The organism is Streptomyces sp. NPDC029674 (assembly GCF_044903205.1).
Classification (GTDB): domain Bacteria; phylum Actinomycetota; class Actinomycetes; order Streptomycetales; family Streptomycetaceae; genus Streptomyces.
The window spans coordinates 660,732-673,692 of sequence record NZ_JBJDPY010000003.1; the positions used below are offsets into that span (position 1 = coordinate 660,732).

General features: G+C 72.9%; 10 protein-coding genes. 6 read left to right on the forward strand and 4 right to left on the reverse strand.

The features are described from left to right. The first annotated feature begins 8 nt into the window (after nucleotides 1-8). Nucleotides 9-1,091, forward strand: a complete 1,083-nt coding sequence (locus tag ACI2L3_RS10365) for a sugar phosphate nucleotidyltransferase (RefSeq protein ID WP_404751883.1) — start codon at nucleotides 9-11, stop codon at nucleotides 1,089-1,091. A 67-nt stretch (nucleotides 1,092-1,158) separates the two neighbouring features. Continuing rightward, the gene (locus tag ACI2L3_RS10370; RefSeq protein ID WP_404751884.1) at nucleotides 1,159-2,169 is read left to right on the forward strand and encodes a DNA-3-methyladenine glycosylase family protein; all 1,011 of its coding nucleotides are present in this window, start codon (nucleotides 1,159-1,161) and stop codon (nucleotides 2,167-2,169) included. 294 nt (nucleotides 2,170-2,463) lie between these two features. Here the strand turns inward: ACI2L3_RS10370 and ACI2L3_RS10375 are convergent, their stop codons facing one another. Genes ACI2L3_RS10375 through ACI2L3_RS10385 form a run of 3 tightly spaced genes read right to left on the reverse strand, consistent with a single transcriptional unit; the run spans nucleotide 2,464 to nucleotide 5,280 of the window. Then, nucleotides 2,464-3,777: a coenzyme F420-0:L-glutamate ligase gene (locus ACI2L3_RS10375; RefSeq protein ID WP_404751885.1), complete on the reverse strand. Its 1,314-nt coding sequence runs from the start codon at nucleotides 3,775-3,777 to the stop codon at nucleotides 2,464-2,466. Beyond that, nucleotides 3,774-4,730 (reverse strand): 2-phospho-L-lactate transferase, encoded by a 957-nt coding sequence (cofD, locus tag ACI2L3_RS10380; protein ID WP_404751886.1) that lies wholly within the window; start codon nucleotides 4,728-4,730, stop codon nucleotides 3,774-3,776. The genes ACI2L3_RS10375 and cofD overlap by 4 nt, the downstream gene beginning before the upstream one ends. 34 nt (nucleotides 4,731-4,764) lie before the next feature. Further along, nucleotides 4,765-5,280 (reverse strand): cysteine dioxygenase, encoded by a 516-nt coding sequence (locus tag ACI2L3_RS10385; RefSeq protein WP_404751887.1) that lies wholly within the window; start codon nucleotides 5,278-5,280, stop codon nucleotides 4,765-4,767. 646 nt (nucleotides 5,281-5,926) lie between these two features. Here ACI2L3_RS10385 and ACI2L3_RS10390 point away from each other — a divergent pair. The 3 genes from ACI2L3_RS10390 to ACI2L3_RS10400 all read left to right on the forward strand — a co-directional run bounded on the left by ACI2L3_RS10390 (nucleotide 5,927) and on the right by ACI2L3_RS10400 (nucleotide 11,628). Beyond that, complete coding sequence (locus ACI2L3_RS10390) at nucleotides 5,927-6,190, forward strand: WhiB family transcriptional regulator (protein WP_016642094.1); 264 nt, start codon at nucleotides 5,927-5,929, stop codon at nucleotides 6,188-6,190. Nucleotides 6,191-6,448: 258 nt separating this feature from the next. After that, nucleotides 6,449-10,141 carry a glycosyltransferase gene (locus tag ACI2L3_RS10395; protein ID WP_404751888.1) on the forward strand — a complete coding sequence of 1,231 codons (3,693 nt, stop codon included), beginning with the start codon at nucleotides 6,449-6,451 and terminating at the stop codon, nucleotides 10,139-10,141. Then, complete coding sequence (locus ACI2L3_RS10400) at nucleotides 10,138-11,628, forward strand: DUF5719 family protein (RefSeq protein ID WP_404751889.1); 1,491 nt, start codon at nucleotides 10,138-10,140, stop codon at nucleotides 11,626-11,628. The genes ACI2L3_RS10395 and ACI2L3_RS10400 overlap by 4 nt, the downstream gene beginning before the upstream one ends. Before the next feature lie 70 nt (nucleotides 11,629-11,698). On the opposite strand, the gene ACI2L3_RS10405 is transcribed toward ACI2L3_RS10400, so the two are convergent. Continuing rightward, on the reverse strand, nucleotides 11,699-12,151 hold the full coding sequence (locus ACI2L3_RS10405; RefSeq protein ID WP_404751890.1) for a metallopeptidase family protein: 453 nt from the start codon (nucleotides 12,149-12,151) through the stop codon (nucleotides 11,699-11,701). A 283-nt stretch (nucleotides 12,152-12,434) separates the two neighbouring features. Here ACI2L3_RS10405 and ACI2L3_RS10410 point away from each other — a divergent pair, with 283 nt between their 5' ends. Beyond that, complete coding sequence (locus tag ACI2L3_RS10410) at nucleotides 12,435-12,857, forward strand: DUF3499 domain-containing protein (protein ID WP_365367275.1); 423 nt, start codon at nucleotides 12,435-12,437, stop codon at nucleotides 12,855-12,857. The last annotated feature ends 104 nt before the right edge of the window (nucleotides 12,858-12,961 follow it).

Sequence of the window (12,961 nt, forward strand, 5' to 3'; positions counted from 1 at the left end):
GACGACAGGTGACAGAAGCGATCCTCCTGGTCGGCGGCAAGGGAACCAGGCTGCGGCCCCTCACGGTCCACACCCCCAAACCGATGGTCCCGGCAGCGGGCGTCCCGTTCCTCACCCATCAGCTGGCCCGGGCCCGCGCCGCGGGCGTGACGCACATCGTCCTCGCCACCTCGTACCTCGCCGAGGTCTTCGAGCCGTACTTCGGGGACGGCTCGGCCCTCGGCCTCCACATCGAGTACGTCACGGAGACCGAACCCCTCGGCACCGGCGGCGCCATCCGCAACGTGGCGTCCCGGCTGCACTCGGACCCCGACGACCCGGTCCTCATCTTCAACGGCGACATCCTCACCGGTCTCGACATCCGCGCCCTCGTCGCCACCCACGAGGAGTCCGGCGCCGACGTCTCCCTGCACCTCACGAAGGTCGACGACCCGCGCGCCTACGGCCTGGTCCCCACCGACCCGTCCGGCAGGGTCACCGCCTTCCTGGAGAAGCCGCAGACCCTCGAGGAGATCGTCACCGACCAGATCAACGCGGGCGCGTACGTCTTCCGGCGCTCGGTCATCGACACGATCCCCGCGGGCCGCCCCGTCTCCGTCGAACGCGAGACCTTCCCCGACCTGCTCTCCTCCGGCGCCCACCTCCAGGGCATGGTCGACTCGACGTACTGGCTGGACCTCGGCACGCCCCAGGCCTTCGTACGCGGCTCCGCGGACCTGGTCCTCGGCCGCGCCCCCTCCCCGGCGGTGCCCGGCCGCTGCGGCGACCGCCTGGTCCTGCCCACCGCCTCCGTCGCCCCCGACGCGAAGCTCACCGGCGGCACGGTGGTCGGCGAGAACGCGAGCGTCGGCGAGGGCGCCCGGATCTCCGGCAGCACGATCCTCTCCGGCGCGGTCATCGAACCCGGCGCGGTCATCACGGACTCCCTGGTCGGCGCGGGCGCGCGGATCGGCGCCCGCTCGACCCTCTCGGGAACGGTGATCGGCGACGGAGCGACCGTCGGCGCCGACAACGAACTGCGCGAAGGCGTACGCGTCTGGTGCGAGGCCACGCTCCCGGCGGGCGCGGTCCGCTTCTCCTCGGACCAGTAGAACGAGTCCGAACGAGTCCGAACGAGACCGGGGCGGACGCCCTCCTCCTTCGCCTACCCTCATACGAATGTCATCCCGTTTCGCCCCGCGCCCCACCCGCACCACCGTGCGCGGCGGCGAAACGCCGGTGTCCACAGCCGTCCCCCACCCGCCCTCCCGCTCCACCGCGCACACCCGCAGCTGGCGGCCGCCCTACGCCCTGGACCTGGGCCTGACGCTGGGCCCGCTGCGCCGCGGCCCGGCGGACCCCACGTTCCGTACGACACCCGACGGCTCGGTCTGGCGCGCGAGCCGCACGCCGCAGGGCGCCGGCACGCTCAGGGTCGCTCTGCGCGCCGGGACCGTGGAGGCGGAGGCCTGGGGGCCGGGCGCGACCTGGCTGCTCGACCAGCTGCCCGCGATGCTGGGGGAGTCGGACGACCCCGGTGTGTTCGTCCCGCGCCACCGTCTGTTGGCCGTGACGGTCCACCGGCGGCCCGGGCTGCGGCTGACCCGTACGGGTCTGGTCATGGAGTCCCTGATCCCGTCGATCCTGGAACAGAAGATCACGACGGACGAGGCGTACCGTGCCTGGCGCCTCCTGGTCCGCAAGTACGGCGAGCCGGCGCCCGGGCCCACCCCCGCGCAGGCCCGCATGTACGTGATGCCGGAGCCGCGCACCTGGGCCCTGATCCCCTCCTGGGAGTGGCACAAGGCGGGCGTGGACAACAAGCGGGCCTCCACGATCCTGCGCGCGGTGGCCCGCGCGTCCCGCCTGGAGGAGGCGTCGTCCATGGCTCCCCTGGAGGCCCAGGCCCGCCTGGAACTGATCCCGGGCATCGGCCCGTGGACGTCGGCGGAAACGGTGCAGCGCAGCAATGGTGCCCCCGACGCGGTGACGGTCGGCGACGTCCACCTCCCGGGCATCGTCGGCTACGCCCTGGCGGACAACCGCGACGCGACCGACCCCGAAATGCTGACGCTCCTCACCCCCTACGAGGGCCAACGCCACCGGGCCACCCGCCTGATCTGCCTGAGCGGCCGAACCCCACCCCGCAGATCCCCCAAAATGCGCAAAACCAACATCGCCGCCTGGTAACCACCCTGCGGGTCACGCTGTGGCGCACGGCAGGGGAGACACCCAGGGGCGCGGGGAACTGCGCAAAAAAACCCCACGACCCGCACCCAAAGACACGCCGGGACGGGAGACACCCCAGGGGCGCGGGGAACTGCGCAAAAAACCCACGACCCGCACCCGACATCACACGCCAGGGGAGCCACCCCAGGGGCGCGGGGAACTGCGCAAAAAAACCCACAACCCGCACTCAGCAACGCGCGGAAGGACCAAACTCAGGGGCGCGGGGAACTGCGCAAAACCCCGCCCCCGACCACCTCACCGGACGACCACAAAGTCATCCACAACCCGCTCCCCCCGAGCCCCCGGCTCCCCCGCAGCCCGCCCCACAGCCACCGCCCCCATCGGATCCCACGACTCAGGCAGCCCCAGAACCTCCCGCACGACATCCCGGCAGAACATCGTCGACGAGACCCACGCGGAGCCGAGCCGCTCCCCGGCCAGCGCGACCAGGAAGTTCTGCACCCCGGCCCCCGCCGCGACCACGAACATCTCGCGCTCGGCGGCATCCCGCCGCGCGTCCCCGTATGTGTGGGAGCCGTCCATCACCAGGCAGGGCACCACCAGATAGGGCGCCCGGCGCAGGACATCCCCGCGCCGGACCCGCTTCGCGATGGACTCCTCCGACTTCCCGTCCCGCCGCAGATCGGCGATCCACGCGTCCCGCATCGCGTCGAGCAGCTCGACGCGCGCCGCGGCGGACTCCAGGAGGACGAACCGCCAGGGCGTCGTGTGGTGCGGCGCGGGCGCGGTGACCGCCGCGGCGACGGCCCGCCGCACGGCACCGGGGTCGACCTCGTCGTCGGTGAACTCCCGCACGGTCCGCCGCTGCGTCACCGCTTCCCGCACCGCCTCGGACGTCCCGAGCCGGAACATGTCGTCCCGCGCAGCCCGCACCAGTGCCCGGGCCCCTTCATCCGCGGAGCCCTCCACGCCACCGTTCACCACATGCGGCAGCCCCCGCACCACCGCGACAGGAAGCCCGGCCGCCTTCCCCTTGACGAGGTCCCCCGCCGCGGCGAGCTCGTCCGCCGTGGCGACGACGGTCGCGCTGAGCGGATTGCCGTACGCGTCCTCACCGCCCCGCAGGTCGTCGAGGACCCGCACTCCGGCGGCCCCGATGGCGACGTCGGTGAGCCCGGCCCGCCAGGGCCGCCCGAAGGTGTCGGTGACGATGACGCCGACGTCCACACCCAGTGCGCCGCGCAGTCCTTCCCGTACGGCACGGGCCGAGGCGTCGGGGTCGGTCGGCAGCAGCAGCACCGTCCCGGCCGGGGTGTTGGACGCGTCGACACCGGCCGCGGCCATCACGAGCCCCTGCCGGTTCTCGACGATGCGCAGCGGCCCGCGCCGCGCGACGACCCGCACGGTCTCCGCGTCGATGGCCGCCTCGCGGTCGTCCGCCTGGACGATCCGCCCCTCGGCCTTGCTGACGATCTTCGAGGTGACCAGGACGACGTCCCCGTCGGCGAGCGCCGGCTCGGCGGCCGCGATGAGCTTGGCGAGGTCGTCGCCCTCCCGCACCTCGGGCAGTCCGGGGACGGCCCACACCCGGTAGGACGGCGACGTCACGCGCGTACCTCCGAAGCGAGGGCGAGGGCTTCGCGGGCCATCTGCGCGGCGGCGTCGACGTCGCTCATCATCAGCGGTACGGCCCGGCACCGGATCCCGGCGCTCTCCACCCGCTCCACCGCTCCCGCGTCGACGGTGTCGACGAGCCATCCGTCGAGCAGCCCGCTCCCGTAGTGCTCGGCGACGGCGGCGGCGCTGGTCTCCACGCCGACGGCGGCGAGCACCTTGTCGGCCATGCCCCGCACGGGGGAGTCGCCGACGATGGGGGAGAGGCCGACGACCGGCACGCCCGCGTCGGCGATGGCCTCGCGGATGCCCGGCACGGCGAGGATGGTGCCGACGCTGACGACGGGGTTGGACGGCGGGAAGAGCACGACGTCGGCCTCGGCGATGGCCTCCAGGACGCCGGGCGCGGGCTTGGCCTGCTCGGCGCCGACGGGCACCACGGCGTGCGCGTCCACGGAGGCGCGGAGCCGGACCCAGTACTCCTGGAAGTGCACGGCCTTCTGCTCGCCGTCGATCGTGACGGCGACGTGCGTCTCGATGCGGTCGTCGGACATGGGGATGAGCCGCACGCCGGGCTGCCACCGCTCGCACAGGGCCTCGGTGACGGCGCTGAGCGGATATCCGGCGCCCAGCATCTGCGTCCGCACGATGTGCGTCGCGAAGTCCCGGTCGCCGAGGCCGAACCACTCGGGCCCCACCCCGTAGGCCGCGAGCTCGCTCTTGACCTTGAACGTCTCGTCCGTACGCCCCCAGCCCTGCTCTTCGTTGATGCCACCGCCCAGCGTGTACATCACGGTGTCGAGGTCGGGACAGACCTTCAGCCCGAACAGGTGAATGTCGTCACCGGTGTTGCCGATGACCGTGATGTCCGCGTCGGGCGCGGCCTTCTTGAGCCCGCGGAGGAATCGGGCGCCGCCGATGCCGCCGGCCAGAACCACAATGCGCATGGCCCCCAGCATGTCAGGCGGGTACGACACCGTGTCAGGCGGTTACGACATCCTCCGCGGCGTCCGGGGCGACGGAGGCGGCGCACCGGGCGGCGTGCATCGGCATCTCGGTGAGGCCGGGGTAGTAGATGTGCAGGCTGACGGCCGGTTCCAGGGAGTCGTTGACGACCTCGTGGACGTATCCCGGGGCGAAGACGCGCTGCGCGCCCGCGCCGAGCGCCCGCGTGCCGCGCTCCGTGCGCTCGGTCAGCTCACCCTGGAGGAGGGTGAGCACGCCGGAGGAGCGTCCGTGGTCGTGCAGGCCGCTGCCCTGTCCGGGCACCCAGGAGAGCAGCCACACCTCGTAGCCGGGTCCCGTCCGGAGGCGGTGGTACCAGCGGGTGGTGGCGTCGTACTGGACGAGGTGGGCCCACTGGGAGCGGTCGGCGGCGATGGTGCGGGCGAGGCCGACGAACTCGGCCACGGTGGCGGGGTGCTCGCGGGCGGGCTGCAGGAGGTGCGGGACCTCGAGGAGGTCGCCGGCGATCTGGAGGTCGCTGTCGCTGTTCATCGTGCGGTGGTTCCTCAACGTAAGAGTGCTGGGGTGTCACGAAGGAAGGTGCGGTTCTGTGGGAGAACCGGCTCTGCGCAAACGGGGTTCTGCGAAAGGGAAACGCGGCTCAACAGCTGGATGGGCTCAACAGCTGGAGCAGGAACAGCGACAGCGCGCGTGGGCAGCACCGATGGACCCGCTGGTGCGGGTCATCGAAAGAGCCAGGTTCGCGAGCATGCCCACCAGGACAGCGGCTCACACCTGAAGCTGTCAACTCGATGTCCACTATGTGGGCTATGTTTCACCTCATCCGGTTGTTCTGTCAGGCGAAAGGTTTGTGCAGCCGACCCTCCGGACACATGGCGCAGCAACCGGCACTCAAACATCGACGTCCTCCATGTTGAGACCCGAGCGAGACCTGAGTGAGATCGCGCTTCGGGGGAACTCGTTGGCGGGGCGCCGGACGGGCCATTGAGGGTGTCATGGTTTAGGCCGATTTGAACACTTTCCGCATACCCTTGGTTCCGCAGAGTGAATAAGGGGCCCAATAGCAGATCTCGGCTTGACTGGCCCGGATCGGCGCACTTGTAATTTCACTCGTGTCGTTCATCCGAAACCGGTGACGGCCGCACCACGGGGACGCACAGACAGACGAGGGGCGCACATGACCGAGCTGGTTCAGGAACTGCTGGTCGAGGACGCGGACGAAGAACTCGGCTGGCAGGAGCGCGCACTGTGCGCCCAGACCGACCCCGAGTCCTTCTTCCCCGAGAAGGGCGGCTCCACGCGCGAGGCCAAGAAGGTCTGCCTCGCCTGCGAAGTCCGCTCGGAATGCCTTGAGTACGCACTTGCGAACGACGAACGTTTCGGCATCTGGGGCGGCTTGTCGGAGCGAGAACGCCGCCGACTGAAGAAGGCCGCGGTCTGAGCGACGCGCTGCGACGCTCTCACACCCGCGTGCCCACGACCGATTCGCCACACACATTCCGACATACGTCTCGCCGCACATCTCGCCGCACGAGTCCTTGGAACAATGCGCGACGAACGGCCCGTCACCCGTGGGTTATCCACAGGCGGCGGGCCGTTCTGGTACCAGCCGTTAGTGTGGGGCCCCGTCCGAGACGACCCGGCGCCCCGCGGGGCGCGGGCGTCCACCACAGTCCAGCGAACCGGGGCCCGTACCTCGATGTCCGTGCACAGCCATTCGGCAGCCCACCACGACGCTGCCACCGGGTTCGACCCGACCCGCCCGCCCGAGTTCCCGCGGCACGTCGTGACCGCCGTCCTCGTGTCCCACGACGGCGCCCGCTGGCTGCCCGACGCCCTGGCAGGGCTCCTCGGCCAGGAGCGGCCCGTGCAGAGCGCCGTGGCCGCCGACACCGGCAGCGCGGACGACTCCGCGCAGCTGGTCACCGAAGCCCTCGGCGCCGACCGCGTGCTGCACCTCGCCCGCCGCTCCGGCTTCGGCACCGCCGTCGACGAGGCCGTCCGCACCGCCGCCGTGCTCACCCCCGAAGAGCTGCCCTACCTGAAGCGCCCCAGCGGCTGGGACCCGGTGAGCCGCAGCTGGCGCGACGACGCGTACGACATGCCGGAGCTGCCGCACGGCGAGCCCGTGCAGTGGCTCTGGCTGCTGCACGACGACTGCGCGCCCGAGCCCGACGCCCTCGCCGAACTGCTCCGCGTCGTCGAGAACGAACACGAGCTCGGCAAGGACGTCGCCGTCGTGGGCCCCAAACTCCGCGGCTGGTACGACCGCAGGCAGCTCCTCGAAGTCGGCGTCTCCATCGCCAACAGCGGCCGCCGCTGGACCGGCCTCGACCGCCGCGAGCAGGACCAGGGCCAGCACGACCACGTACGGCCCGTGCTCTCCGTGTCCACCGCGGGCATGCTGATCCGCCGCGACGTCTACGAACAGCTCGGCGGCTTCGACCGCCGCCTGCCGCTCATGCGCGACGACGTCGACCTGTGCTGGCGCGCGCACGCCGCGGGCCACCGCGTCCTCGTCGCCCCCGACGCCGTCGTCCGGCACGCCGAGGCCTCGTCCCGCGAGCGCCGCACCGTCGACTGCGTCGGCCGCACGGCCACGTCACCGCACCGCGTCGACAAGGCCGGCGCCACCTACGCCCTGCTCGCCAACGCCCGCTCGGCCGTGCTCCCCTGGGTGCTCTTCCGGATCGTCGTCGGCACGCTCGTGCGCACCGTCGCGTATCTCGTCGGCAAGGCCCCCGGACAGGCCCTCGACGAGATCGCGGGCCTGCTCGCGACACTGCTGCGCCCCGGGCGGATCCTGAGCGCCCGCAAGCGGCGCGGCAAGCCGCTGCCCGACGCCGGCGAGATGCGGGCCCTCTTCCCGCCGCCCGGAGCCACCGTGCGCGCCACCGTCGAACAGGCCGCGGGCAGCCTCGTCGGCCGCGCCGACGCCGAAGCCCCGGCGGGCGCGGGACGGCACGGCGTCGTCGAGTCCGGACCCGGCGGAGACGACGCCGACTTCCTGGAGATCGAGCAGTTCGCCCGCCTCAAGCGCGTCGCCCGCAAACCGGGACCCGTCCTCTTCGTAGTGCTCCTCTTCGCCTCGCTCATCGCCTGCCGCGCCCTGCTCGGCACCGGTGCGCTCGCGGGCGGCGCGCTGCTGCCCGCACCCGCCGACTCCGCCGATCTGTGGGCGCGTTACGCGGACGCCTGGCACCCCATCGGCACCGGCGGCACGCAGGGCGCACCGCCCTACCTCGCACTCGTCGCCAGCCTGTCCACCCTCTTCTTCGGCTCCACCGGGCTCGCGGTCACCGTGCTGCTCGTCGGCTCCGTCCCGCTGGCCGGCTTCGCCGCGTACTTCGCCTCGCGCCCGCTCGTCACCTCGCGCCTGCTCCGCGCGTGGGCGTCGATCGCGTACGCCTTCCTGCCCGCCGCCACCGGCGCCCTCGCAGGCGGCCGCATCGGCACCGCCGTCCTCGCCGTCCTGCTGCCGCTCATCGCGCGCGCGGGCATCGCCGCGAGCGGCCTCGCGAACCCGGGCGGCGCCCGCGGCACCTGGCGCGCCACCTGGGCGTACACCCTGCTGCTGACCCTCGCCACGGCCTTCACGCCGATCGTCTGGCCGATCGCCCTGGTGCTCGGCCTCGCCCTCCTCGTGGTGCGCCGCGGCGACATCACGGCGTACGGGCTGCGCTTCCTCGCCGCGCTCGGCACACCGCTGCTGATCCTCGCGCCCTGGTCCCTGACGCTGCTGCCCTTCGGCTTCTTCCAGGAAGCGGGCCTGGAGTTCGGAGCGGGCTCCGCCACCGCCGTCGACCTGCTCGGCGCCAGCCCCGGCGGACCCGGCACCGTGGACGGACTGCTGCTCATCGGCATCGTCCTCGCCGCGCTCGGCGCCCTGCTGCGCAGCGAACGGCAGCTCGCCGTCCGCACCGCCTGGGCCGCCGCCCTGGTCTCCCTGGTCTTCGCCGTCCTCTCGAACGGCTCGACGTGGGCGGGCCCGGCCACGCTCGGCTACGGCATCGCGCTCCTGGCCGCCGCAGCGCTCGGCGCCGACGGGGCACGCGCGCGTGTCGCCGAACAGAGCTTCGGCTGGCGCCAGCCGGTGGCCGCGCTCATCGCGTTCGCCGCGGCCGCCGGGCCGCTGCTCGTCGCCGCCGGCTGGATGATCGGCGGCGCCGACGGACCGCTGGAGCGGCGCGATCCGGTGCAGGTGCCCGCGTTCGTCGCGGAGGAGAGCGGCACCGAGGACCAGGCCCGCACCCTCGTCCTCGGCAGCGACTCCGCCGCCGAGATCTCCTACACGCTCGTACGGGGCTCGGGCGGCCGGCTCGGCGACGCGGAGCTCGCCGCTGCGGCCCCCGACGACGAGCGGCTCGACAAGATCGTCGCCCGGCTGATCGCGGGCTCCGGCGCCGACCAGGCCGACCAGCTCGGCGGCTTCGCCGTGCGGTACGTCCTCGTACGCGACGGGGCGCCCCGCCACATGAGCCGCACCCTGGACGCCACTCCGGGCCTGACCCGGCTCAGCCAGGAGGACGGCAGCGCCCTGTGGCGGGTGGACCGGCAGGTGGCCCGCGCCGCCGTCGTCCCGAAGACCGGCGACCCGGAGCCCGTCGCGGCGGGACCCGTCGAACTCCACACGAAGATCGAATCCGGTGACGCGGGCCGTGTCCTGCGCCTCGCCGACTCGGCCGACCCGGGCTGGACGGCGACCCTCGACGGCCGCCCGCTGCCCCGCACCACGGTCGACGGCTGGGCCCAGGGCTTCGAACTGCCCACCGCGGGCGGCCACCTGGACGTCGCCTTCGACGCCCCGATGAGCCACACGGCCTGGCTGTGGGCGCAGGGCGCGCTGGCCGTCGTCCTCGTGGTGCTCGCCCTGCCGGGGCGGCGCCGCGACGTCGACGACGACCTCCCCGAAGAGCCCGTCGTCCCGGCCCAGGCGGTCGAGGGCGAGGGCCGCAGGGCGCGCAGGCTCCGGGCGCAGAGCGAGCAGGCCGCACAGGAGGCGGGCCACGACGTACCGCCTCCTCCTTCGGAGGAGGCCTTCGCCGCGGTCCCGCAGCAGCAGTCGCAGTCGCAGTCCTACGAGGAGTACGGCGGCGAGCAGTACGCGTCCGCTCCGTACGAGCAGCCGGCGTACCAGGCGGACGCCTATCAGGGCGGCCAGTACGACCCGTACGCGTCCTACGGAGGCGCGGGGGGTGCCTACGGAGACGGCCAGCAGTACGGGCAGCAGTACGGGCAGTCGTACGACACCTCGTACGGCACGCCGCATGACACCCCGTACGACGCCTCGTACGACCAGCAGCAGCCCCCCATGCCGCCGCCACCCCCGCGCCCGCCCCACGGCCACGACCACGGCACCGACAGTGAGCGCCCCGACGGGAGCCAGCAGTGAACCGCACCACCCAGTCCCTCATCGCCGTGGTCGTCGCGCTCGGCGCCGTCACCGGGTTCGCCGCGTTCGGTGGGACGGACGGCACGGACGACGGCGGGACGAAGGCCGCGGCCCGGCTGCCCGTCGAGCGCACCAGCCTGCTCTGCCCGGTGCCCAGCTCGTCCGACCTCGCCGAGACCTCGTACACCGCGTTCACACCGAAGGCGGGCGGCGCCGCGGCCACGGGCAAGGCGGAACTGCTGCCCGTGAGCAAGGCCCTGACCGACGCGGCCAAGGAGAACGACAAGAAGGCCAAGCCCTTCCTGACCCAGAAGACGCCGGGCGAGCCGGTCGCGGGCGAGGAGTCGGGCGCCGAGGCGCCCGCGCTCATCGGCACGGCCGACGGCGGGCTCGCCCCCGGCTGGACCGTGCAGCAGACGACCACGTACGCGGCGGGCAGCGGCCGCGGCATGCACGGCACCAACTGCACGGCGCCCGACACCGACTTCTGGTTCCCCGGCGCCAGCACCGCCAAGGACCGCAGCGACTACATCCACCTGACGAACCCGGACGACTCCGCCGCCGTCATCGACGTGGAACTCTTCGGCCCGGACGGCGAGGTCACGTCCGCGGTGGGCGACTCGATCCAGGTGCAGCCGCACTCCAGCGTCCCGGTGCTGCTGTCCACGCTCGCCGACAAGGCGTACACGAACCTCACCATGCACGTGACCGCGCGCAGCGGCCGGGTCGCGGCGGCCGTGCAGTCCTCCGACGAGAAGCTGGGCGGCGACTGGCTGCCCGCGTCCACGGACCCCGCGGACAGCCTCGTCCTGCCCGGCATCCCCAAGGACGCCACCTCGGTGCGCCTGGTCGCCTACGCGCCCGGTGCGCAGGACGCGGACCTGAAGGTCCAGCTGGCCTCGCCGACCGGCACGATCACCCCGGCCGGGAACGAGAGCCTGCACGTCAAGTCCGGCATGACGGCCGCCGTCGACCTCGGCGACGTCACCAAGGGCGAGGCCGGCTCGCTGCTCCTGTCGCCCACCGACACGCCGGTACCCGTGGTGGCGGCGCTGCGGGTCACCCGCGGCAAGGGCGGCAAGCAGGAGACGGCGTTCATCCCGGCGACGAGCGAGGTCGGCTCGCGCGCGACGGTCGCGGGCAACGGCGCCAAGGGATCCACGCTCTCCCTGGTCGCCCCGGAGAAGTCGGCGCGGGTGAAGGTCACGGCGTCGGCCGGCACCGAGGGCGGCTCACCGGCGACGAAGACGTACACGGTCAAGGGCGGCACGACCCTGGAGATCCCGGATCCGCCGAAGCCCGCCGGCCTCAAGGGCACCTACGCGCTCACGCTGGAGCCGGTGTCCGGCGGCCCGGTCCACGCGGCGCGCACGCTGGCACTGCCGGAGAGCGGCATCCCGATGTTCACGGTGCAGACGCTGCCGGACGACCGGGGGACGGTGGCGGTGCCGAAGGCCGAGCGGGACCTGGCGGTGCTTCAGAAGTGACGGCTCTACAGATGTGACGGCCCAGCGGAAGGGGTGGCCCCACGGATGTGACGGCCCCGCAGAAGTGCGCTCAGTCCTCGTCCCCGTAGCGCGGGTCCACCGACTCCGGGGACATGCCGAGGAGTTCCGCGACCTGCTCGACGACCACCTCGTGCACGAGGTGCGCGCGTTCGTCGCGGCCCTTGGTGCGGATCTCCACGGGGCGGCGGTAGATGACGACGCGGGCGGGCCGCCCCTGGGACGCCGTGATCGTGCCGCCCAACGGCACCACCTCGTCCTGCCACTCCCCGTCGGTCCGGCCCAGCGGCGGCACCTCGAGCACCATGAACTCGATCTCCGTGAGCTGCGGCCAGCGCCGCTCCAGACGCTCCACGGAGTCCTGCACGAGGTCGGTGAAGGCCTCGCCGCGGCTGGTGGAGAGCGGAACCTGAGGGGGCGCCACGGGGCCGCGCATGCCCCTGCCGTGGCGGTCGCGGCGGCGGGGCCTCGGCTCTGCGGAGCGGGGCTGTACGGGGTCGTCCATCACTGACGAAGGGTAGTCCTCGAGATCGCCCTTTCCATGGGGGGCACGACATGTCGCGTGTGGGGCGCGAAGTGTCGATTCCTGACCGTTCCGGCCCAGGTTGGACTCAATTCCGTATCTCTCCTGGACCGGCGAGCTCGCGCCAAATGACGTGATCCGATCCATGTGGTGACCGGATTCAACACCATGCGCCCCTGTGGTCACTGGCGTCCATGCAGGTCAACGAGGTCCGCGCGGGACGCGCCGGTGCGCGGGCCCGGACACGACACGGTGGAGTGACCTCATGGAGAGTCGTCGCGGCCCGCTCAAGAGTGCGGTACCGTCCAACATCGTGAGCCCTGTACGTCGCTGTTCGCGCACCGCTTGCGGCCGTCCCGCCGTCGCGACGCTGACGTACGTCTACGCCGACTCGACCGCGGTCCTCGGCCCCCTCGCCACCTACGCCGAACCCCACTGCTACGACCTGTGCGCCGAGCACTCCGAGCGCCTCACCGCACCCCGCGGCTGGGACGTCGTCCGGCTCGCCGACGCCTCGGGTCCGGCCCGCCCCTCCGGCGACGACCTGGAAGCGCTCGCCAACGCCGTGCGCGAGGCGGCCCGCCCGCAGGAGCGCGCGGCCGAGGCCGGTGGCGGCGCCCGCAGGGCGGACCCCATGGAGGTCGCACGCCGCGGCCACCTCAGGGTGCTGCGCTCCCCGGACTCCTGAGCCGCCTACGGCGCGAGTTCACGGCCCGCCACGGCCCGCCCGTCACGCCCGTCGCCCCGGAAGCCCCCTTCACCGGATCTTCGCCGTCCGGCACGTTGACGCAC